This is a genomic window from Mesorhizobium sp. M6A.T.Cr.TU.017.01.1.1, assembly GCF_004023115.1.
Taxonomy (GTDB): Bacteria; Pseudomonadota; Alphaproteobacteria; order Rhizobiales; family Rhizobiaceae; genus Mesorhizobium; species Mesorhizobium mediterraneum.
Genome location: NZ_RZTA01000289.1, coordinates 1 through 470, shown reverse-complemented (window position 1 = coordinate 470; position 470 = coordinate 1). Strand labels below are relative to the sequence as shown.

At 53.2% G+C, this 470-nt stretch carries 1 pseudogene; it reads left to right on the top strand.

Going from position 1 to position 470, the window contains the following annotated elements:
- The first annotated feature begins 27 nt into the window (after positions 1–27).
- Positions 28–395, top strand: a pseudogene (locus EOB36_RS34035) (four helix bundle protein).
- Positions 396–470: the final 75 nt, after the last annotated feature.

Below are 470 nucleotides of genomic sequence, written 5' to 3'. Positions count from 1 at the left end.
GAGTAGGGGAGTAGGGGAGTAGGGGAAATGGCTGAGAAAACGGGTTCCTACAAGGATCTAATTGTTTGGCAGCAGGCAATGGACCTTGCGGTGGCGGTTTACGGCGCGACGAAATCCTGGCCGAAAGAGGAACTTTATGGACTGACCAGCCAAGTGCGGCGCGCTGCAACTTCGGTACCGGCGAACATAGCGGAGGCTATGGCAGAGAGATCCGAGGCTCCTATCAACAATTTCTCCGTATTGCTCAAGGATCACTGAAAGAACTAGAAACTCAGCTTATGATCGCTGAGCGCATCGGTATCGCACCGAAAGCTACAGCGACTTCATTGTTGTCGAGTACCGAAAGTGTGGGAAAGCTTCTTCGACTTCTAATCCGCAAACTGTCAGCCGAATAGCTTCCCTACTGCCCTACTGCCCTACTACCCTACTGCCCTACTGCCCTACTGCCCTACTCCCCTACTCCCCTACTC